The sequence below is a fragment of the Ruegeria arenilitoris genome (assembly GCF_013032445.1).
Taxonomy (GTDB): Bacteria; Pseudomonadota; Alphaproteobacteria; order Rhodobacterales; family Rhodobacteraceae; genus Ruegeria; species Ruegeria arenilitoris_F.
Genome location: NZ_WQCA01000002.1, coordinates 168,543 through 188,293, shown reverse-complemented (window position 1 = coordinate 188,293; position 19,751 = coordinate 168,543). Strand labels below are relative to the sequence as shown.

22 protein-coding genes are annotated in these 19,751 nt (G+C 59.6%); 9 read left to right on the top strand and 13 right to left on the bottom strand.

Going from position 1 to position 19,751, the window contains the following annotated elements:
* Positions 1–141: 141 nt before the first annotated feature.
* Positions 142–306 carry a hypothetical protein gene (locus GOW98_RS03285; protein WP_170329637.1) on the bottom strand — a complete coding sequence of 55 codons (165 nt, stop codon included), beginning with the start codon at positions 304–306 and terminating at the stop codon, positions 142–144.
* Positions 307–364: 58 nt separating this feature from the next.
* Between GOW98_RS03285 and GOW98_RS03280 the strand changes: the two genes are divergently transcribed.
* Both GOW98_RS03280 and GOW98_RS03275 read left to right on the top strand, forming a co-directional pair.
* Complete coding sequence (locus GOW98_RS03280; protein ID WP_170329636.1) at positions 365–1,966, top strand: BCCT family transporter; 1,602 nt, start codon at positions 365–367, stop codon at positions 1,964–1,966.
* A 155-nt stretch (positions 1,967–2,121) separates the two neighbouring features.
* The gene (locus tag GOW98_RS03275) at positions 2,122–3,369 is read left to right on the top strand and encodes an MFS transporter (RefSeq protein ID WP_170329635.1); all 1,248 of its coding nucleotides are present in this window, start codon (positions 2,122–2,124) and stop codon (positions 3,367–3,369) included.
* A gap of 174 nt (positions 3,370–3,543) precedes the next feature.
* Here GOW98_RS03275 and rpsO read toward each other — a convergent pair whose 3' ends face one another.
* The 7 genes from rpsO to rbfA all read right to left on the bottom strand — a co-directional run bounded on the left by rpsO (position 3,544) and on the right by rbfA (position 8,541).
* Entirely contained in the window at positions 3,544–3,813 is a 270-nt protein-coding gene (rpsO, locus tag GOW98_RS03270) for a 30S ribosomal protein S15 (RefSeq protein ID WP_170329634.1), read from the bottom strand.
* Positions 3,814–3,956: 143 nt separating this feature from the next.
* A complete protein-coding gene (locus tag GOW98_RS03265) occupies positions 3,957–5,003 on the bottom strand; it encodes a calcium-binding protein (protein ID WP_170329633.1) in 1,047 nt (348 codons plus the stop codon).
* A gap of 94 nt (positions 5,004–5,097) precedes the next feature.
* Positions 5,098–5,601, bottom strand: coding sequence for a DUF1643 domain-containing protein (locus tag GOW98_RS03260; RefSeq protein WP_170329632.1), 504 nt, complete (start codon positions 5,599–5,601; stop codon positions 5,098–5,100).
* A gap of 76 nt (positions 5,602–5,677) precedes the next feature.
* Positions 5,678–6,268 carry a hypothetical protein gene (locus GOW98_RS03255; RefSeq protein ID WP_170329631.1) on the bottom strand — a complete coding sequence of 197 codons (591 nt, stop codon included), beginning with the start codon at positions 6,266–6,268 and terminating at the stop codon, positions 5,678–5,680.
* A gap of 171 nt (positions 6,269–6,439) precedes the next feature.
* Positions 6,440–7,351: a tRNA pseudouridine(55) synthase TruB gene (gene truB, locus GOW98_RS03250; RefSeq protein ID WP_170329630.1), complete on the bottom strand. Its 912-nt coding sequence runs from the start codon at positions 7,349–7,351 to the stop codon at positions 6,440–6,442.
* Between the two features lie 54 nt (positions 7,352–7,405).
* On the bottom strand, positions 7,406–8,149 hold the full coding sequence (locus GOW98_RS03245; RefSeq protein ID WP_367646794.1) for a phosphodiester glycosidase family protein: 744 nt from the start codon (positions 8,147–8,149) through the stop codon (positions 7,406–7,408).
* Entirely contained in the window at positions 8,146–8,541 is a 396-nt protein-coding gene (rbfA, locus tag GOW98_RS03240) for a 30S ribosome-binding factor RbfA (protein WP_010438628.1), read from the bottom strand. The genes GOW98_RS03245 and rbfA overlap by 4 nt, the downstream gene beginning before the upstream one ends.
* Before the next feature lie 92 nt (positions 8,542–8,633).
* Between rbfA and dapB the strand changes: the two genes are divergently transcribed.
* Complete coding sequence (dapB, locus tag GOW98_RS03235) at positions 8,634–9,443, top strand: 4-hydroxy-tetrahydrodipicolinate reductase (RefSeq protein ID WP_170329629.1); 810 nt, start codon at positions 8,634–8,636, stop codon at positions 9,441–9,443.
* Between the two features lie 6 nt (positions 9,444–9,449).
* On the opposite strand, the gene GOW98_RS03230 is transcribed toward dapB, so the two are convergent.
* From GOW98_RS03230 to tmpA, 4 genes are all read right to left on the bottom strand, one after another.
* Complete coding sequence (locus GOW98_RS03230) at positions 9,450–10,307, bottom strand: hypothetical protein (protein WP_170329628.1); 858 nt, start codon at positions 10,305–10,307, stop codon at positions 9,450–9,452.
* 83 nt (positions 10,308–10,390) lie between these two features.
* Positions 10,391–11,059: an ureidoglycolate lyase gene (locus GOW98_RS03225; protein ID WP_170329627.1), complete on the bottom strand. Its 669-nt coding sequence runs from the start codon at positions 11,057–11,059 to the stop codon at positions 10,391–10,393.
* A complete protein-coding gene (gene tmpB, locus GOW98_RS03220; RefSeq protein ID WP_170329626.1) occupies positions 11,056–11,646 on the bottom strand; it encodes a (R)-1-hydroxy-2-trimethylaminoethylphosphonate oxygenase in 591 nt (196 codons plus the stop codon). The genes GOW98_RS03225 and tmpB overlap by 4 nt, the downstream gene beginning before the upstream one ends.
* Entirely contained in the window at positions 11,643–12,779 is a 1,137-nt protein-coding gene (gene tmpA / locus GOW98_RS03215) for a 2-trimethylaminoethylphosphonate dioxygenase (RefSeq protein WP_170329625.1), read from the bottom strand. Before tmpA ends, tmpB begins: the two co-directional genes overlap by 4 nt.
* Positions 12,780–12,876: 97 nt before the next feature.
* On the opposite strand from tmpA, the gene GOW98_RS03210 reads away from it, so the two are divergent.
* The gene (locus tag GOW98_RS03210) at positions 12,877–13,731 is read left to right on the top strand and encodes a LysR family transcriptional regulator (RefSeq protein ID WP_170329624.1); all 855 of its coding nucleotides are present in this window, start codon (positions 12,877–12,879) and stop codon (positions 13,729–13,731) included.
* Positions 13,732–13,735: 4 nt separating this feature from the next.
* On the opposite strand, the gene GOW98_RS03205 is transcribed toward GOW98_RS03210, so the two are convergent.
* The gene (locus GOW98_RS03205) at positions 13,736–13,918 is read right to left on the bottom strand and encodes a DUF1674 domain-containing protein (RefSeq protein ID WP_170326393.1); all 183 of its coding nucleotides are present in this window, start codon (positions 13,916–13,918) and stop codon (positions 13,736–13,738) included.
* Between the two features lie 89 nt (positions 13,919–14,007).
* Here GOW98_RS03205 and GOW98_RS03200 point away from each other — a divergent pair, with 89 nt between their 5' ends.
* The 5 genes from GOW98_RS03200 to GOW98_RS03180 all read left to right on the top strand — a co-directional run bounded on the left by GOW98_RS03200 (position 14,008) and on the right by GOW98_RS03180 (position 19,745).
* The gene (locus GOW98_RS03200) at positions 14,008–15,264 is read left to right on the top strand and encodes an RsmB/NOP family class I SAM-dependent RNA methyltransferase (protein ID WP_170329623.1); all 1,257 of its coding nucleotides are present in this window, start codon (positions 14,008–14,010) and stop codon (positions 15,262–15,264) included.
* Positions 15,265–15,354: 90 nt separating this feature from the next.
* A complete protein-coding gene (locus GOW98_RS03195) occupies positions 15,355–17,094 on the top strand; it encodes a heparinase II/III family protein (RefSeq protein ID WP_170329622.1) in 1,740 nt (579 codons plus the stop codon).
* A 22-nt stretch (positions 17,095–17,116) separates the two neighbouring features.
* Positions 17,117–18,706, top strand: a complete 1,590-nt coding sequence (gene purH / locus GOW98_RS03190) for a bifunctional phosphoribosylaminoimidazolecarboxamide formyltransferase/IMP cyclohydrolase (RefSeq protein WP_170329621.1) — start codon at positions 17,117–17,119, stop codon at positions 18,704–18,706.
* Positions 18,706–19,176, top strand: coding sequence for a signal peptidase II (gene lspA, locus GOW98_RS03185; protein WP_170329620.1), 471 nt, complete (start codon positions 18,706–18,708; stop codon positions 19,174–19,176). Before purH ends, lspA begins: the two co-directional genes overlap by 1 nt.
* Positions 19,177–19,226: 50 nt before the next feature.
* Complete coding sequence (locus GOW98_RS03180; RefSeq protein WP_170329619.1) at positions 19,227–19,745, top strand: DUF3035 domain-containing protein; 519 nt, start codon at positions 19,227–19,229, stop codon at positions 19,743–19,745.
* Positions 19,746–19,751 lie beyond the last annotated feature (6 nt).

The following is a 19,751-nucleotide window of genomic DNA, read 5'->3' as shown; positions in this document are numbered from 1 at the left end:
CCATTTATCTTCCATTCGAGTGCCGGGGTCAGGGCACAACGTCTCAGATACCGCGCGCATACATCAGAATGGGTTGGAAGGAAAGCGAAACCGGAAAAATGGCCTGTTTCTGTCGGATATTCCGCTGCTGGCTGTTAAAACTCAGGTAAATCTGAGGCTGGCCGAAGCAGAGGCAAACTTGGCCTGAATATCGTACACATATTGTGCAAAATGAATGCGTTTTGTGAAAAAGTGATTGCCGTGTAGGCTGTTACCACTGAACCCGCGGTCGAAGGGACGGAAACGCGCCAGGGGTAGAAAACTCATTATCCGTCGGCCGCACGAATACCTTGGCGTTTGCATCTGGCGAACAGAGGGGCATCGAATGGCTCAAAGCAAGAAAATGCTGGATCCGGATCCGCGGATCTATGATTTCGAAACAGAGTACGAACTGGGGCAGGATAACGTCCGCCCGTTCGGTCTGGACATCCACAATCCGGTCTTCCTGATATCCAGTATCCTGATCTTTGCCTTCGTTCTGATCGCATTGGCCAATCAGGAAGCTGCGGCATCGTTTTTTGGCTGGCTCCGGCCATGGCTGACCAGCACGTTTGACTGGTTTTTGGTCCTTTCCGTTGATGCAATCACCCTGTTCTGTCTGGTGCTGATCATCCTGCCTGTCGGCAAGGTCCGAATTGGGGGCAAAGACGCCAAACCCGACTATTCCTATGCTGGTTGGATTGCGATGATGTTCGCGGCCGGTATTGGTATTGGTCTGCTGTTCTTTGGCGTGATGGAACCCGTCTACTACAACTTTGCAGAAGACGGTAACGCGCGTCCGCTGGGCATCGACATTGCGGTGCCGGGTAATGAATACATCGGCATTGTCGGCACGATCCACCATTGGGGTCTTGAGGGTTGGGCGGTCTATGCCGCAGTCGGCCTGAGCCTTGCAATATTCAGCTACAACCTTGGTTTGCCGCTAACACTCCGGTCTGCTTTTTATCCGATCTTGGGTGAACGTGTCTGGGGTTGGTGGGGTCATATCATCGACACGCTGGCGGTGTTTGCGACTCTTTTCGGTCTGACCACCTCATTGGGATTGGGCGCGCAACAGGTTGCAGCAGGGCTATACGAGGTGTTCGGCATCGAACCCAGTCCAACTGTCACTGTCCTGCTGATCATCGGTATCACAATGATCGCGCTTGGCTCAGTCCTGATGGGCATGGATGCAGGTGTGAAACGGCTGAGTGAGATCAACATGATCATGGCCGTGGGCCTGTTCATCTTTGTGATCGTGGTGACTGGTGTCGGTACTGCAATCGCCCGGTATTTCAACGTGATGGTAGATTACGTGTTCCACCTTCCGTCATTGTCCAACCCGTTCGGAAGAGAAGACACCAGTTACTTCCACGGCTGGACGACCTTCTACTGGGCGTGGTGGATTGCATGGTCGCCATTTGTGGGCATGTTCATCGCCCGCATCTCAAAGGGTCGCACTGTGCGAGAGTTCGTCATCTGCGCCCTGTTGGCCCCAACGGCGGTTTGCGCCCTGTGGATGTCAACTTTTGGCGGCGCCGCGATTGACATGCTGAACGCAGGCGGAGCCGAAGGTGTACGTGCCACGGTGATCGACAGCTATGCCCCCGAGGGCGCGCTGTTCGGGTTCCTGAAGGAGCTGCCGCTTTATGGCATAATCGCCCCCATCGCGCTGATCCTGATCGTAGTGTTCTTTGTCACTTCGTCGGATTCCGGCTCGCTGGTGATCGACACGATCACCGCAGGCGGCAAGATGGATGCCCCGGTGATCCAGCGCGTGTTCTGGTGTACGCTGGAGGGGCTGGTGGCTATTGCACTGCTTCTGGGCGGCGGGCTTTCTGCCCTGCAAGGCGCGGCAGTTTCAACCGGCATTCCGTTTACGCTGGTGGTTCTGATGATGTGCTATTGCCTGTGGCTGGCGCTGAAGTCTGAGAAGGCGAAAATGTAGGGCTGAGGGTCCTGTGAAACTCGAAACGCCCATCGAAAGGTGGGCGTTTCTCCTACTTCAACAAATTCGGTTTTGAGCTCTTAAGGCTTCGTTCCGTCGTATTTTCGTATTGTTGTAACTTTGGGTCTGTCTGGGTTCACATTTAGGTAGTTTCTATGAACCTCTCACGGTTATCATTGCTGCTTGTCGTATTCATTGACGTAATGGGATTTGGCCTAATTGTGCCAATTTTCAACACGGTCTTGCTGAACCCGCAACAACCGTTCCTGCCGCACGGGACACCCGCAAATATCCGCCAGCTTGATTATACGGTTTTGATTGTCGTCTTCTTTTTGTTTTACTTCTTTGGCGCCGCATTTATCGCCAAGTTGTCAGATTATATCGGGCGTAAAAGCGGCATTTTGATTTGCCTGAGCGGGGCGTTGATTGGATACGTTCTGACTGTGCTCGCGATCCTGTCGTCCAACTACTGGCTGTTGCTGTTGGGCAGGGCAATTTCCGGTTTCACAACCGCGAACCAACCGATAGCGCAAGCCGCGTTGATCGACATAAGCCATGACGATCAGGAAAAATCCAAAAACCTGGGGATGATTGTGGCGGCTGCCGCTCTCGGTTTGCTCGGGGGGCCGTTGATTTCCGGGTTGCTTAGTGACCAAAATCTGATGGGGTCATCTGCGTCGCTTGTACTGCCGTTTTATGTCGCCATCGGGCTTATCCTGATCAATATGGCGCTGATCATCTTTTTCTTCTTCGAACCCGGTTTCAAAAAGCAAAAAGTCAACTTCGGCCCTTTGGATGTCGTCGCCAATCTTTGGAAAGTCCGGTCCCATCCTGTCGTTCTGCGGCTGTCGGTCGTCATGCTGTTTTCGCTTATGTGCCTGAACGCGTTTTTCTTCTTTATCGACACTTACCTTCTGACAAAGTTCAAATTCGGTACACTCCAAAACAGTATGGCTCTTGCCGTGTTTGGAGGGTCCATGGCCTTTGGCAGTGCCTACCTTACGGCGCCCCTGCACGAGCGGTTTAAGAAGTTCCCCATATTGTATGTTTCCATCGCTGCGATGGGTCTTGGGATACTGGCATTCATGCTCAACCCTATGCCCGGTCTTTCCTACGTCCTGATCGTTCCAATCACGATCGCATTCGCAATCATGTATCCGACAATGCTGTCTTTGTTCTCTGGGAGTGTCGGACCATCTGAGCAAGGTTGGGTGATGGGAGTAACAGTGGCAATTTACGCGTTGGGGTCGGGAACCATAACGGCACTGAGCGGATCTCTCATGGCGATAAATTTGCAAATGCCGTTTATTATCGCCATTGCGTGCTGCATCTTGGCATTGATCGCGATGGCAAAACTGTTTCGGTATCCGGGCGTCCAAGCCCTAGATACCAAAGGCAAATAGTGCCTATTTTTGGCGCTGTGTGTGTGGGCGCTTTTGACCTTTTTGGTTGTCGATCCGTATCTCCTCTTGGAAACGGGTGCGCACAAAAAGGAAACACCTGCCAATTTGGCAGGTGTTGATCTTTTCACATCGTACAACGCGGGTATATCAACCCGTGCAGTATGAAAAAAGCGTTTAGCGGCGGATGCCCAGCTTTTTGATCAGGTCTTGATAGCGCGCTTCTTCTTTGCCCTTCAGGTAGTCCAGCAGCTTACGGCGCTGGGCGACCATTTTCAGAAGACCGCGACGACCGTGGTTGTCTTTCTTGTGGGTCTTGAAGTGCTCGGTCAGGGTGTTGATGCGCGAGGTCAGGATGGCAACCTGTACTTCAGGCGAACCGGTGTCGCCCTCTTTGGTTGCGAATTCTTGCATGACGCGTGCTTTTTCAGCGGCAGTGATCGACATCGGGGTCTCCTTTAAAGGTTAGAGTTGATGGCGCAGGCCGGGATGTCGTCCAGCGCAGGCCCATGGAGAAATCCGCACCGATTCCAATGCGGATGCGCGCGTATAGGCGCAATTTAGGCAAATGGCAAAGGGATTCTGCCGGGTCAAGCCAACGCGGTCAGCTGTGCCAGCTCTGCCTCGGTGATCAGTTGAATGTCATCCGCCGTCAAACCCTCGGCCCCCAGCAATTGCGCCACGTCCTGCCCGTCAATCAGCACATGGGTCAGGTTTTCGTTCTCGGCATCTGTCTCAATCCGGATATCGGGGTCTTCGGCACCGTCCCAGGACACGAACAGCTTGTCCTGTTCGGGCTGGAAATCCATTACTGTCACAGGCTCATCCTCGGTTTCGGGGTCGAGGATGATCTCATCAGCGTCGTTGCCGCCGGTGACGACATCCCCGCTGTCTGCCAGGATCGTATCCTCTCCGGCACCACCATTCAGGAAGTCGGGGGCCTGTTCGCCCTCACCATCGTCGCCAGTCAGAATGTCATCGCCGTCCCCGCCGAACAGAACATCCTCACCCGCGCCGCCACGCAGCGTGTCGTGGCCATAGCCGCCATGCAGAGCGTCATCGCCTTCGCCACCGTCCAAGGTGTCGCCGTCCTGACCGCCGTGCAACGTGTCGTCGCTCTTACCGCCCTCCAGCCGATCCGTGCCGTGATGGCCATAGATTTCATCATCCCCCTCATCCCCGGCCAACAGGTCGTCGCCATCCTCACCGTGAAGGATGTCGTCATCCTCTCCGCCCGAGACGATGTCTGCGCCTTCACCCCCGTACAACACGTCATTGCCGGCGCCGCCATGGATCACGTCATCCGCGTCGAACCCGTTGATCTGATCGACGCCTTCCTGCCCGGTCAGGACATCTGCATCCTCGGTTCCGGCAATGATCAGATCGCCTTTGAATTCGGAAACGATGGTTCCGGTCGACGGGTCGGGGTCTTCGGCCTTGGCGATTTTGTCGACCTCAACGGTTTCATCCTGGGCCGAGGGGTCTTCAATCTCAAGGAAATTGCCCTCGGTCACTTCATCGATCTGATCTTCCGCGATGTCATCCTCTTCGGGCTCGTCCTCGGGCACGAAGACGTCGCTTATGGCGTAGGCCGCGCCGCCAACAGCGGCCAGTCCAAGTAATCCGACCAAAAACATGGGAACCCTCCGTGAACGCACTGGTCCGAGGGTAAATTTCTCATGCGATCAGTCACTTGGTCAAAGCCGGACTTTTCTTGTGGTTAACGCTTTGTCACCACGTTTCGGGCTGCTGGGTATAGGCGATATAGAGCGGATGTTTCGGGTGCCCGTCCTTGGTCAGACCCAGATGGAACAGCGGCTGGCCGGTGCCGCGCAGTAGGGCTTCAACCGCCGGTCCACGGTCGAGATGCGCGCCATGGGTGCCCCAGGCGGCAATGACTTGATCGGCCCATTCCACGCCATCCAGAATGGCCGCGTCATTTGCGGGTCCCACCGGATCGGCGGCGGCACGCATCTTGCGCGGGTCGGTGTCGCGCCATGCGAAGATATTTGTGACCTGAAACGCCCCGAACCCAAGCGCCCGAGCGCGTCGTTCGCAGCGTTCGACGGTCGGATCGTTCTGCACCTCGGTCGCGGTCGACGGGTTCAGCATAACGAAGAGCGCCTTGTGTCCCGCTGGCTCCCAGATGCGGGTCAGGCTATAGCGATACTTTTCGCAGTCGGAATAGATGGCGGTCGAGGGCGCATCGCCCTTGGTGTGCGTTCGGGTGATCATGCCAACTGCGTAACACGCCGCGCGAGCTGGCACCACATGCGATAAACCCGCTCAGCAGCTTGTTATGTTTTGGGTTCTACCCGACCTCGCACAAATGTCTGTTCCGTCGTTTGTTAGGCAGGAACCGACCCCACAGAGATTGCGTAAACAGCGCCAATATTGCCGCTGCCAAAAGGGTCAGCGGAGCTGGTAGCGGGACCGGGTTCATCGGTGGTGGCATTGTAATGGCGTATTCGCCGGAGTTGGTCACACCGCCGGGAAACATTCCACCAACCAAAGGAAAGATCGCGAATAGAGGGGGAACCACACCCGGGTCGGTGGAATCTTCAAGAGAAAGCACGCATTCCATCGCCAGACACCCTGATCCAGCTGCGGAATTTGTGATGAAACCTTCCGTACCTGGATTGCCGCGAATGTCATTACTGGTTGCGTCGTAGACAGGTGCAGCATTGCCGACGCCCAGAGTATCGAATGTGACGCCATCAATGGTGATACTGAAACTGGTCAACAAACCCCCAGTGTCTGGTGCGTCGAACGTGCCAATCGCACCGTCAATTTCTATCCCGTAGGTCACCGTAATTGCATTTGCGACTGTGGCCGAAAAAGATGCCAGAGCCAACGATAGGACGAGTGCTTTTGAAACAATACGTCGGGTTGCGATCAACATATTCGCCCCTCTCAAACCAAGAAAATAAGGTCGAACATATCAGATTTGGGCCTTTTAGTCCAATCGAGAGCAGTAGCTATCTCTCAATTGGGGTCCAGAATGGGGCTTTGGACGGCTTTAAAGTGCGAGTCTCAAGCGGCCGCAAATGAAGTGGGTTATAGCCAAAGACCGTCAGGTCGGATTCACAAACACCCGGCTGGGGTGCAATTCGCCCGACTTGTAGATGCCCACGGCCACCGCCTTGCCATCCAGCGAAGCCCAGGCCTCATCGCCGTATTCCACATCCGACGCCAGCACCATGCCCGGGTTACCGTTGCGCAGGCGAGTGGCGCCTTCGGGGGTGCATTTCAGCTCGGGCAGGTCGGCGAGGCCGGTTTCCAGCGGATGCAGGTACGCGTCCAACGCCTCGGTTTTGGCCATCTCGTCGATTTGCTCAATTGACAGGCCGCCCTCGACCTCGAAGGGGCCGGACCAAATGCGGCGCAGTTCCTTTACGTGGCCGTGGCAGCCCAGTGCTGCGCCTAGGTCGCGGGCAATCGAGCGAACATAGCCGCCTTTGCCGCAGGTCATTTCCAGCACCACGTGATCCTCGTCTGGGCGGTCGACCAGGATCAATTCCTCGACCCACAACGGGCGGGCGCACAGTTCTACATCCTCACCATCGCGGGCCAGCTTATAGGCGCGCTGGCCGTCGATCTTCACAGCCGAGAATTTGGGTGGCACCTGCATGATGTCGCCCAGAAACGGGCTCAACGCCTGTTTGATATCGTCATCTGAAGGGCGCGCATCGCTTTCGGCAATCACTTCGCCCTCGGCATCGTCGGTGTTGGTGGCCTGCCCCAGACGCACGGTGAAGGTGTAAGCTTTCAAAGCGTCGGTGATGTAGGGAACGGTCTTGGTCGCCTCACCCAAAGCGACGGCCAGAACTCCGGTTGCCTCGGGGTCCAGCGTGCCCGCATGGCCCGCCTTCTTGGCATCCATCGCCCATCGCACCTTGTTGACCACCGCGGTCGAGGTCATGCCCGCAGGCTTGTCCACCACCAGCCAACCGGAAATGTCGCGACCCTTGCGTTTGCGTCCCATGCTTCACCTAGATTCTTGCTGAGGCGCGCGAGTTAGCGGATCACTCTGCCGCTGTCAATTTGTGGGCACGTCTTCGACCACACCCACGATCGGCCCCAGCGAGAACCCGATATCGGAACGGTTGCTCGCCCGCTCGTACATCCGGGAAATATTGCCATCCAGAAACAGCGCGTTCGGAGTTTCCAGTACATCCCGGAACAGGCTGCCGAATTCGTGAAAGGTGACATAGTCGTCCGAGATCGCAAACACCGTGCGTGTGCCATCCGCGCTGGTGCCGACCCCGTTGCGCACATAGAGCGAGGTCGAATCGGGCAGGAAGCGCGGATGCAATTCTCCGTCGATCACCAGCATTGGGCCGGATTGGGTGGCGAACTGGCAATTGGGTGCCTGATCTAAATAGTCCAACGTCTCGAACACGTCTGCGCGGCCCTTGCGGATGCAGAACACACCGTTAGGCAGCAGACCGAAATTGCCGGGGCCGGCGTTGGGGATTACCCGCATCTGCTCCTGACCCTCTTCGACATAATGACCGACGGGCGAGCGGTCATCGTGATACATACCCGCATTCATCGCAAAGGCCAGCCGCTTGCCGCCTGGGGCAAGTGCTTCGTTCACTGACGAGAAATGCCCCAGCAGGTTGCCGTTTTCGTCCTTCAGGAAAAGGCGCAGGTCTTCGGACGCGGCATCCACCTCGCAGATGGTGTACCGCTTATCCTCATGGGTCAGCTTTTCACAGGTGACCGCAGAGGCTTGCGCCGCCCAGAGGGCCGCGCCCATTGTGGCCAGCGCTCGGATCACTCGTCCAGATCGCGGCGCACCGCGTCCTGTTCGAACATGCGGCGGGTGTCGTCCAGACGGTCAAACGTGTCATCCAACCGGAACCGCAGATCGGGCGAGAATTTCAGGCCGACCTTCTTGCCGACCATCCTGCGCAATTCACCCTTGTTCCGAGCGAGCAGTTCAATCACGTCTTCTTGCCCTTTGCCGCCCAAAGGCAGCACATAGGCGGTCGCGATTTTCAGATCGGGCGAGGTGCGCACCTCACCCACGGTGATCGACATACGGTTCAGGTCGGGATCGTGGACATCTCCGCGCGCCAGAACCTCGGACAGGGTGCGGCGGATCAGTTCGCCGACGCGCAGCTGTCGTTGGGACGGGCCGGGGCCATCGTGGAATTTGTTCTTTGCCATACAACCCGATCTAAGCGCAAAGCAGGGCTTTGCCAAGCGGGCGCGAACGGGGTAGGAGGCTTTGAGCCGACAAACGCGAAAGGACCAGCGCAATGACCCATATTCCGGGGATCGTCATCACAGGGGCTTCGGGCCGTATGGGGCAGATGCTGATCAAGACCGTGACGGACAGCGATCAGGCGCGTCTGGTCGGTGTGGTTGAACGCGCGGGACACGATTGGATCGGTCAGGATGTGGGCACGGCGATGGGTGGCCCAGCGCTGGGCGTGACTGTGACAGACGATCCGCTGGAGGCGTTTGCGCAGGCGCAAGCGGTGATCGACTTCACCGCGCCCGAGGCGACGTTGGAATTTGCCGCTCTGGCCGCGCAGGCGCGCTGCGTGCATGTGATCGGCACCACCGGCATGACCGACGAACAGATCGCGGCGCTGGAACCCGCTGCACGCCATGCGGTGATCGTGCGGGCGGGGAACATGAGCCTCGGCGTCAACCTGCTGGTGCAACTGACCAAAAAGGTCGCCGCTGCGCTGGATGAGGATTTCGATATCGAGGTGATCGAAGGCCACCACCACCACAAGGTCGATGCGCCCTCAGGGACTGCTTTGATGCTGGGTGAGGCCGCCGCCGAAGGGCGCGGGGTCAATCTGGCGGACGTGTCCGACCGGGGCCGCGACGGCATCACCGGCGCGCGTCAACGCGGCAATATCGGCTTCCACGCTATTCGTGGCGGAGACATCGTTGGCGAGCACGACGTCCTGTTTGCCGCCCCCGGAGAACGCATCGTCCTGCGCCATCTGGCCACCGACCGCGCCATCTTTGCCCGCGGCGCGCTGAAGGCGGCGCTGTGGGGTCAGGGGAAGGCCCCCGGTCAATATGACATGGTGGATGTGTTGGGACTGTAAGCCACGTCACTTGAACGCAGTCAAACCGGGCGGTTCGGTGCCGTCCTGTTCGACCTGTGCAAACAAAGCACCCAGCCGCTGATCCCAAGTTGGGAACTGGCCGGTCATTGCATAGGTCAGGCGCTCGGCCCCAATGGAAATTCCCAGCGGCGCGGCCTCTCCGCCGATGACAATCTCACCGATTTCGGTCCAGTTGGCTGACGGGGGATAGGAGCCGGGGGCGGGTTCATCCGTTTCCCCGACGCGGTAATAGACGCCCATGGTCACGATGTAGTCTTCGCCAAACGGATCGGGGAAGAAAAAGCCGGATGCATCGCGGGCCGCCAAGGCCTCGGCTTCGTCCCGCAGCAGGACTTTTTCCGCAAAAGGCAGGCCCATCTCGTCCAGCACCGGGCGCATGTCGTCGGCTTGCGGCACGCTGACAAAGGCGATGCGGGATGGGTCGAGGCCGAACCCCTCGCTCAAAAGGCGCATCATCAGGCGGGTCGTGGCCTGACCGTCGGCGTCCTTCGGGTGACAGCCGACCTCGTGAAACAGGGGCAGCACGTCCGGGCGGTGTTGTTCGTCCACATCAGCGACCCGCGCCAACGGCTGGATGACAAAGGCATTGGAGGGCAGGGTAGACTGATCGAAATCGTGTCGCAGCCCGCCATTATAGTCTGCGACCCCCGATACAATCGAAAGCGGTTCGGATTCTGTGAATCCGAGCTCGGCAAATAACGTTCTCAGGCGCGTGAGCGTATCGCTGAGGTCCTGTTCGAACGCCTGATTCTGGTCTTCTGCCGCAAGCGTGGCGCGCGGCAGCAGCGTTCCGACCGTTGCCGCTGTTCCCAACTGGACAACCTTACGTCTGTTCAGTCCCATCTGATGCCTCCCATATCCATCGGACGTGGGTCGAGCGTATCACAGGTGCCAGCGGCAAGGGTTAAGGGAGTCTGAAAGCGGTGTCAGAGGTCCCTGATCTTATCCGCGCGCAACGGGCAGGCGAGGTAAACACCGAATTCCTTGCCGATATCGGCGCTAACCCGTGCGTGAACTGCACCCTGACGGTCGAGGAAACGCTGATTGTCCTCTACGGGAAAAATCCCTTCATGCCAGATGCCGGGATGGATATAGAGCCCGCGTGAGCCGTCGCACCAGAAAGCCACCACCTTTTCCGGCGTCAGATTATCGCCGGGCAGGGCGGCGGGGATGATGAAGGGCTTGTTGTCCAGCGGCCAGAACATCTGTCCGCCATCGGGGTGATAATTCATGTGCCACAGCAATACCTGATCGCGCGGCGCGGTTTGGCGTTGCGCCTGCGCCTGTTTTGGATCAGTGGACCAGCCCAGAACATAGTGGCCGTTCACCGCTTCGTTCCGGCCATAGAGCACATCGCCCTTCCATTCGCCGTGAAACGTGCCTTCGACCCAGCCCCCTTCGTCGCCGGTGCCTTCGTCGATGGGCCGCCAGCCTTGCTGCGGCCAACGGGTGATTTCGATCTCGAAGGTTTCAGGGTCATCGACCAGACAGCCATAGCCCTTGACCGACTCGTCGGTGGCGCGGATCAGTGGGACCTCGTGCCAGGGCAACGAGGGCTTGGTGCTGGCCTCAAAGATATATTCCGGCGCGTTCATGACGTCCCCATATGTTTGTCGACCATACGCTGTACCATCGGTGCGAAATGGGCAAAATCGGGTGTTTCCATGTCCGGGCGCTTGCCCGCCTCGTCCAGATAGCGGACCTGGATGATCTCTTTCAGGTTCGGGTTGGATTCGAACGCGGCCACTTCCTCGGTGCTCATCGGGCCGCCCTGCAGTTCCAGCGTGTGGACCGAGGCCTCGGACAGGCGGTTGAAATACTCGGGCTTGGTGGCGCAGAGATAGCGTTTGGCCGCCACATGGTAACGGCAGCAATCCGTGATCACCGACGGAAAGAATTGCTCCAGCACCGCCGCGCCTGCGTCTTCGTGGTGGCGGTCTTGGGTGTCGTCAGGGTGATAGCTGCCGAATTCCGAGGTGAAATGGCCGATATCGTGCAGCAACGCGCCGACGATGATTTCCTCGGGCATCCCGTTCTGCTCGGCGATGGTGGCGCCTTGCAGCATGTGTTCGGCCATGGTGACGGGTTCGCCAAGATATTCCTCGCTGCCGCGGCGAGTGAAGATGTCACCGATGAACGCGACGATATTATCCCGGTTCAGGGTCGAAAAATCCGGTTTCATTCCGCCGCCTCCGGTTGTGCCATATCCATTGCCGCCAGCGTCGACAGCAGCCCGTCCTTGTCAGCGTAACAGCCTTGCAACCAGCGCGAACCCGCGCCGGAATAGCCCAAACGTGCGTGCAGGACACGGGTGTTGTCGACGATGAAGCTTTCACCCGGTTCCAGCTTGAACGACACGCCCATCGCCGGGTCATCGATGATCTCGCCCAACTGGCGATAGGCGGCGTAGTAGGCCTCCATCCGGTCGAACGGGATATCGACCAGCGGCGCGGTCGAGCGGTTGTTGAAGCGGATGCCAACCAGCTCTCCGTCTGGTGACAGTTCGATCATCGGGCGACGCGACCGCAGACAGACTCCGTCCGAACCTTTGTATTCGAACCGCGCGGGGTAACCGGCCAGCAGGGCAAAGCCCTCGGGATTCAGGTCGCGCAGTTTTTCGGCAGCGCGGAAGCCGTCCACCACGATCGAGTCGCCGCCCTCGGCGCTGTTTTCAAGGCAATAGAGGATTTGCAGCGTCGGCACCGGATCGCGGTAGGGGTTGTCGGTATGGGCCTGCAGGCCAAGACCGGTATAAGCGAGGTTGGTCGGGTTGACTTCGGTCCGAACCTCGAAATAGGGGCCATAGTTGGTCTCGCGCACATAGCCAAACAGGGCGGCCACTTTCAGCAGCGATTCCGGTTCGGTCGGGCCGTTTGTCAGCTTGGCAAAGCCAAACTCGGCCACCGCAGCCAGCCAGTCGCGCTTGGCAGCGGGGTTGGCGAGTACCGCGTGCCAATCCGCGCTAGGTGCGTCGATGCCCCGTTCCCATGTGGTTATACCGGGAGTGGTGCGGCCCATGTTTTGCGCCCGGTCGCGGTCATAGACGTGATTGGCCAGCCAAGTGGCGGGGAAAGTCACGGTTTTGTTTTCTGGCTGAAAGGTAAGGCTCAGATCACCATTCAGAACTTCGGCGGCGCTGATCGAAACATCGGCGGGAATGTCACCGATGGTGATCAGGCGTTGGCCATTGCCTGGCGCGCGGGTCTCGGGGTCCAGCGCGTTGTCGCGCAACCAGATGGCGTGGAACCGGGCCTGAGTGCCGGTGTCAAACTCAACGGTCACGACCGAGGCGTCATGGGTGGCGGTGCGCAGCATGGGGGTCTCCTGTTCAGCGCGGCTTTGCTTGAGGAAATACGCGCCCCGTGGCATTACGACAATTAATCCTTATTGCTGCTGAGGCTTGGAAAATCTTATGGCTAAGAAAAAGATCGGATTACCGCCACTGGACTGGTTGCGTGTGTTCGAAGCAGCCGGGCGATTGGGCGGGTTTTCCGCCGCCGCCAAGGAGTTCGGACTGACTCAGGCCGCAGTCAGCCAGCGGATCGCAAATCTGGAAACGTGGTTGGGCCGCACGCTGTTTGTACGTGAAGCGCGCGGCGTGTCTCTGACGGTTGAGGGCGAGAGCTATCTGCCGCTGGTTCAGGACAGTTTGCAGGCGCTGGAGCGCAACACCGAGGACCTATTCGGCAAATCCCCGCGGGAACTACGGGTCGCTGGCCTGTCATCCCATATCTACGCGCTGGTTCTGCCGTGCCTGCCATTGTTCCTTGAGGCGCGGCCCAAGGTACAGGTCCTGACCGATTCCGTGGCCCGCCGATCTTCGCTGGATGAGGAAAAGACATGGCTGCAAATCCGATATGGTCGCGGAGCGTGGCCGGGGCGAGAGGCGGCTTTGATCGCGCAAGAGGTTCTGGTGCCGATGGCCGCACCTGGCGTTGCTTGGGGGGCTCCCCTGGTCGACCAACGCGGCGAACGGCCCGGTTGGCGCGACTGGGCGGCGACAGCGGGGATGGAAAACTTGCCACCGGCTCGGGTCAGCTTTGATTCAATGGGTCACGCGATTGCAGCGGCACGGCAGGAGATGGGAGTGGTTTTGGGCTCGGTACCGCTGGCTTCCGGGCATGTGCGCAGCGGGCAACTATGTAGGCTGGACTTGCCGGAACTGAAAACGCGCGAAGGCTATTGGCTGACTTGGCCCGAAGATCGGGTGCGGTCAAAGAAACAGCGTGCACTGATTGACGATTTTCTAACGGCGTTGCGGGGCTGAGCGATCAGAAATCGATCGCAATGCCCTTTTTTTCCCAATCGCCGTAACGGGCCGGATCGGGACCATCGCGGCCACCCAATTCCTTGGGCATCTCTTTTGCCTCAGCCTCGGCCTTTTTGCGGCGCTCTTCGGCCTCGGCCAAAGCGCGCTGGGCGGCAGGGGGCAGGTCTTTGCGGTCGTCGCTCATGACATCGGGTTCCTTTCCGTGCAGGGTCTTGATATACGCCCCCGTCCGCGTTTGGCAATGCGGGCGAGGGTCACATCAAAGGCGGTTCCATGTCCGACAACGCAACAGCGGCGCGACGCAGCGCGATCTATCTGCTGGATCAAATTCTGGGAGAAGGCCGGTTGCTGTCCGAATGTCTGGCCGCAGGTGCGCTGGATCGGCTGGACCCTGAGGACCGCGCCCGGGCGCAACGGCTGACGCTGGAAACCTTGCGCGGGCTTGAGCGCGCCGACCGCCTGCTGGACAACCACTTGAACCGGACGCCCGCTCTGACCGTGCACAACGCTCTCCGTCTTGGTGCGGTTGAGCTGTGCCATGGTGAGGCTGCGCATGGTGTGGTCAATTCCATGGTCGAGGTCGTGGGCCGCTCGCGCAAGCATGGCCGCCTCAAGGGCTTGGTGAATGCGGTTCTGCGCAAAGTGGCCGCCGAGGGGCCAGAGGCGTGGCCGAAAATGCGCGTGCCGCGCCTGCCGGAATGGCTGCGTGAACCTTTGATCATGGCTTGGGGTACTGAGGCCGTTGCGGGCATGGAACAGGCCCACTTCGCAGGTGCCCCACTGGATATCACCATAAAACCGGGGGCGAACGGCCCCGGAGAGGCTTTGCCGACCGGGTCGCTGCGCCTGCAGGATGCGGGGCAGGTCTCGGCCCTGCCGGGGTTCAACACAGGCGACTGGTGGGTTCAGGACGCGGCGGCGGCGTTGCCGGTGCAGGTGCTGGTGCCCAAGGTCGGTGAAACTATTTTGGACCTCTGCGCCGCGCCGGGCGGCAAGACGCTGCAACTGGCCGCTGCCGGAGCAAAGGTCACCGCGCTGGATATCTCGGACTCGCGGCTGGAGCGGGTGCGCGAGAACCTCAAACGTACGAGTCTGAATGCCGATGTCATCGCGGGCGATGCGTTGGAGCATCAGGGGCAGTACGACGCCATCCTACTGGATGCGCCCTGTTCGGCCACCGGCACCATTCGCCGCCATCCGGATCTGCCCTTTGCCAAGGATGGCTCGGAATTCGGCGGTCTAATTGAATTGCAGGCCCAGATGCTGGCCCATGCCTGGACCTTGCTGAAACCCGGCGGGCGGCTGGTTTATTGCACCTGCTCTCTGCTGCCGGATGAGGGCGAGGTCCAGATCGAAGAGGCGCTGGAACAATACCCAGACATGGCTGCGGATCGTGATGCACTGAACATTGCCGGGGTTGAGTCCGGCTGGATCACAGAAGAGGGCGGCCTGCGCCTGCGGCCTGATTATTGGCCGGATCGCGGTGGGATGGACGGGTTCTATGTCGCCTGCCTGGCCAAATCCGCCTGACGGGACGCTTTTCGGTGACTTGACGATCCGTGCGGTCTATCGTTGGGTCTCAAGCGCCAGCAGAGCGCAAGAGGCAGAGTAACGAGCGTCATGTCGAATTCAGATACCATGACCAACCGGTGGGCGCGGTTTCAGAACCGTCTCTATGCGCGGCTCAGCCAGCGGCGCAAGGCGGTCACCGGGTTTGTCGGAGACCCCGAACCCCGCACAGTCGGGTCGTTTGCGCGAGGGCGGCAGTTGGTGGCGGGCAATCTGCTGTTTGCAGGTTATCTGGTCGAGGCGCAGGATACCGGCCTGTGGGATGTGTCTGCGCCCAGTGTCGGCTTTGACAACGAGCGTCACGGGTTTGCTTGGCTGGATGATCTGGCCGCAGTCGGAGACATGCGGGCGCGGGAAAAAGCTCAGCGTTGGGTCTGGGGTTGGATTGAAACACATGGCCGCGGGCAGGGGCCGGGATGGGCGCCTGATCTGACCGGTCGGCGTTTGATGCGCTGGATCAATCACGCGATTTTCCTGCTGCGCGGTGCGGATGAAAAACAAAGCCGGGCGTTTTTCCGGTCACTGGCACAACAGACCTGGTTTCTTTCCAAACGCTGGCAGGCCGCGACGCCGGGCCTGCCCCGGTTTGAGGCTTTGGCCGGGTTGGTTCAAGCCGGGCTGGCCTTGGAGGGGGCTGAACGCATGGCCGATCCGGCACTGCGCGCCCTTGCGAAGGAATGTGAAAAACAGATCGATGCACAGGGCGGCATTCCCACCCGAAACCCCGAAGAGCTGCTGGATGTCTTCACTCTGCTATCGTGGACTTCGGCCGCGTTAGGCGATTTGGGCCGGGGGACACCTGCGGCACAGGCCGATGCGATCAAGCGAATGGCCCCGACACTGCGCAGCCTGCGCCATGCCGACGGTGCGCTGGCTCGGTTTCACGGCGGTGGGCGCGGCGTCGAAGGGCGATTGGATCAGGCATTGGCCCAAAGCGGAGTCCGGCCGCACCATGTAACCGGTCTGGCGATGGGGTTTGCCCGGCTGTATGCGGCGCGGACCAGCGTGATCGTGGATGCAGGCGTGCCGCCCAAAGGGGCGGCGTCGCTGAATGCGCATGCTTCGACTAGCGCGTTTGAACTGACCTCGGGGCGGCGGCCTTTGATCGTGAATTGCGGGTCAGGGGAAAGTTTCGGGTCCGAGTGGCGGCGCGCCGGACGAGCGACACCTTCACATTCGACACTGTGCCTGGATGGCTATTCCAGCGCCCGGCTGGCCCCTGCTGGCAACGGCAGCGAGAGCGAAGCACTAGTCGACGCGCCGCAAGACGTACCGGTGGACACCGAAGAGGCATTTGAAGGCACACGCTTTATGGTCGGGCATGATGGCTACACCAAGGTGTTCGGCCTGACCCATGCCCGCACTTTCGAGCTGCGGTTTGACGGGCGCAAGCTGACGGGCGAGGACATTTTGCTGACCGCGACCGACAAAGCCAAGCGGCAGTTCGACAAGGCGATGGACGCCTCAGGGCTGAAGGGCGTCGGCTTCGACATCCGGTTTCACCTGCATCCTGACGTCGATGCAGCCATCGATCTGGGCGGTGCGGCGGTGTCGATGGCGCTCAAAAGCGGTGAGATCTGGGTTTTCCGCCACGATGGTGTTGCAAAATTAACCGTTGAACCAAGCGTTTATCTTGAAAAAGGCCGGTTAAAGCCGCGCGCGACAAAACAGATCGTTCTATCCGGGCGCGCAATGGAGTATGCGACGCGCATCCAGTGGACGTTGAGCAAGGCACAGGATACAGCCTATGCCGTGCGCGACCTGCACCGGGACGAGCCCGAGTTTGACTGACGCCAAAAGGACCTTTGGACCCATGACCGACCTTCACCCCGTGCGCCGCGCGTTGCTTTCCGTATCCGACAAGACCGGATTGATCGAACTGGGACAGGCGCTGTCCGAGCGCGGGGTCGAGCTGCTGTCGACCGGCGGCACCGCCAAAGCGCTGCGCGATGCAGGGCTTGAGGTGAAGGATGTCAGTGAGGTTACCGGCTTCCCCGAAATGATGGACGGCCGGGTGAAGACCCTGCACCCGATGGTGCATGGTGGCTTGCTGGCGCTGCGTGACAACGACACTCATGTCGCCGCGATGACCGAACACGGCATCGGCGCGATCGATCTGCTGGTCGTGAACCTCTACCCGTTCGAGGCGACCGTGGCCAAAGGTGCCGACTATGATGAATGTGTCGAGAATATCGACATCGGTGGCCCTGCGATGATCCGAGCGGCGGCCAAGAACCATGCTTTCGTTAACGTGGTCGTGGATGTCGAGGACTACGAGAAACTGCTGGGTGACATGGACCAGCACAAGGGCGCGACTTGCCCAAAATTCCGCCGCAAGCTGGCGCAAAAGGCTTATGCCCGCACCGCCGCCTATGACACCGCCGTATCGAACTGGCTGGCCGACGCGCTGGAGCTTGAGGCCCCTAAACGCCGCGCCTTTGCCGGTGAGCTGAAACAAACCCTGCGCTATGGCGAAAACAGCCACCAGTCGGCGGCTTTCTACACCGACGGCACGGGTCGCCCCGGCGTGGCAACCGCCGTACAGCATCAGGGTAAGGAACTGAGCTACAACAACATCAACGACACCGATGCCGCTTTCGAACTGGTGGCCGAGTTTGACCCGGCACAAGGTGCAGCGTGCGCCATCATCAAACACGCCAACCCCTGCGGTGTGGCCAAGGGCGCAACCCTGCTGGACGCCTACAAGGCCGCCTTCGACTGTGATCGCACCTCGGCCTTTGGTGGCATCGTAGCGCTGAACCAGCCGCTGGACGCGGAAACTGCGCAGGAAATCACCGGTATCTTCACCGAAGTTGTGATCGTCCCCGGTGCCTCGGATGAGGCCAAAGCCATTTTCGCAGCAAAGAAAAACTTGCGTTTGCTGACGACCGAAGGTCTGCCGGATGTGACCGCTGGTGGCAAAACTGTGCGTCAGGTGGCGGGTGGCCTGCTGGTTCAGGACAAGGACAACGGCTTTGTTGGCATGGATGACCTGAAAGTGGTCACCAAGAAGGCCCCGACCGAGGAGCAGATGCGCGACCTGCTGTTTGCGTGGAAAGTGGCGAAACACGTCAAATCCAACGCCATCGTCTACGTCAAGGACGGTGCGACCGTGGGCGTGGGTGCGGGCCAGATGAGTCGTGTGGACTCAGCCCTGATCGCCGCCAAGAAAGCCGAACGCATGGCTGACGCGCTGGGTCTGCCGCAACCGCTGACCATCGGCTCAGCCGTGGCCTCGGACGCGTTCTTCCCCTTCCCCGACGGTCTGATGGAGGCTGCCGAGGCTGGTGCGACCTGTGTTATCCAGCCCGGTGGCTCGATGCGTGATGATGAGGTGATCGCGGCGGCGGACGAGGCTGGTCTGGCCATGGTCTTTACCGGCATGCGCCATTTCCGTCACTGATGCGCTATCGCCTTCTGCTCTGGGCCGCGCTGGCCGCGTTTCTGATCGACCAGATCAGCAAGTATCTGGTCGTTCACGTGATGCGCGTGGCCGAGGGCAATATCGATGTCCTGCCGCCCCTGTTGGTGTTCAAATACGGTGAAAATCGCGGTATCAACTTTGGCCTCTTCCAAGGCGATACCGACACTGCCCGCTGGGTTCTGATCGGTATCTCCCTGTCCATCTCGATCGGCGTGCTGATCTGGCTGATGCGCACGGCACCGTCCAAGATGATGCTGTTCTGCGGCGGGTTGCTGATCGGTGGGGCGCTGGCAAATGTACTGGACCGGGTGATCTATGGCTATGTTCTGGATTTCCTCAACATGTCCTGCTGCGGCATCAACAACCCGTTTGTGTTCAATCTGGCCGATGTGTTCATCTTTGCAGGCGCTATCGGGCTTGTGTTGTTCGAGGGCAAAAAGCCCTCGTGACGCGCCCGGGGAAATGCGATAAAAGCGCCTGAAACTGGCTGGAGACTCTGATGCGGTTGCCGCGTTCCATACTTGCTGTGACATTGGCCTTTGCAGTTGCGGGGTGTTCTGACATCGGTCTGCGCCATCTTGAGGCACCGGGTGACGGCCCGGATGAGTTCTCGGTCATGCCTGTAGAACCGCTGACCCAGCCCAAGGACTACAAGTTCCTGCCTGCGCCCACGCCGGGTGGAACCAACCTGACCGACCCGAACCCAAAGGCGGACGCGGTTGTGGCCCTGGGCGGTAACGCAGCGGCACTGAATGCAAATACCGCCATCCCATCCACTGATGCGGCGCTTGTGACAGCCTCCAGTCGCTATGGCGTACCTTCCAACGCGCGGCAGGTTGTCGATAGCGAAGATGCCGAGTTCCGCAGAAAGCAGGGCCGTCTGACCCGCTTGCGTCTGTTCAAGGTGGATCGTTATTCTCAGGTTTACCAGCGTCAGGCGCTGGATGCCGATCTGCAGAACGAAGCGGCGCGCCGCGCGGGGCTTGAGACGCCGTCTGCGCCTCCGGCTGATGAATAAATCTTA